We start from the raw sequence: 1461 nt of genomic DNA on the forward strand, positions 1-1461 counted from the left end.
CAATAAGCAAAATAAGGGCGCATGGGGAATGCCTAGGCTCTCAGAGGCGATGAAGGACGTGATAAGCTGCGAAAAGCTGCGGGGACTGGCACACACAGAGTGATCCGCAGATATCCGAATGGGGCAACCCGCTATGCTGAAGGCATAGCACACCGATAGGTGGGCAAACCCGCTGAACTGAAACATCTAAGTAGGCGGAGGAGAAGAAAACAAAAGTGATTCCGTAAGTAGTGGCGAGCGAACGCGGATTAGCCCAAACCATTTATGTTACGGCATAGGTGGGGTTGTAGGACCGCGATATTTCATGCACAAGGAACCGGAAGTTTCTGGAAAGGAACGCCATAGAGGGTGACAGCCCCGTATGGGCAACAAGTGTAATGGATAGCGGTATCCTGAGTAGGGCGGGGCACGTGAAACCCTGTCTGAATTCGGCGGGACCATCCGCTAAGGCTAAATACTCCTGAGAGACCGATAGTGAACCAGTACCGTGAGGGAAAGGTGAAAAGAACCGTGAATAACGGAGTGAAATAGATCCTGAAACCATGCGCTTACAAGCGGTCGGAGCCCTTTAGTGGGGTGACGGCGTGCCTTTTGCATAATGAGCCTACGAGTTAACGTTGCCGGCAAGGATAAGTGGTTAAGCCATGGATCCGCAGCGAAAGCGAGTCTGAATAGGGCGCTTTAGTCGGCAGTGTTAGACGCGAAACCGTGTGATCTACCCATGGGCAGGTTGAAGCTGTGGTAACACACAGTGGAGGACCGAACCGGTTGACGTTGAAAAGTCTTCGGATGACCTGTGGGTAGGGGTGAAAGGCCAATCAAACTCGGAAATAGCTCGTACTCCCCGAAATGCATTTAGGTGCAGCGCTGGATATAGTTATACAGAGGTAGAGCTACTGATTGGATGCGGGGGCTTCACCGCCTACCAATTCCTGACAAACTCCGAATGCTGTATAATGATTGCCAGCAGTGAGGGCTTGGGTGCTAAGGTCCAAGTCCGAGAGGGAAAGAACCCAGACCATCAGCTAAGGTCCCTAAATATATGCTAAGTTGAAAGAACGAGGTTTGTCTGCCCAGACAGCTAGGATGTTGGCTTGGAAGCAGCCATTCATTTAAAGAGTGCGTAACAGCTCACTAGTCGAGCGGACGAGCATGGATAATAATCGGGCATAAGCATATTACCGAAGCTATGGATTTACAGTTTACTGTAAGTGGTAGGGGAGCATTCTGACAGGGCAGAAGGTATCTCGTAAGGGGTGCTGGACCGGTCAGAAAAGAAAATGTAGGCATAAGTAACGATAATGCGGGCGAGAAACCCGCACACCGAAAAACTAAGGTTTCCACAGCTATGCTAATCAGCTGTGGGTTAGTCTGGACCTAAGGCGAACCCGAAAGGGACAGTCGATGGCCGACGGGTTAATATTCCCGTACTTCTTATTGCTGTGATGGGGTGACGGAGTG

General features: G+C 50.7%; 1 rRNA gene. It reads left to right on the forward strand.

Annotated features, from left to right (window positions below):
* Position 1 precedes the first annotated feature (1 nt).
* Positions 2-1461: ribosomal RNA gene (locus GSY47_RS00440) — 23S ribosomal RNA — on the forward strand; the annotation flags it as partial.

This window comes from Flavobacterium quisquiliarum, from assembly GCF_019308285.1.
GTDB lineage: Bacteria > Bacteroidota > Bacteroidia > Flavobacteriales > Flavobacteriaceae > Flavobacterium > Flavobacterium quisquiliarum.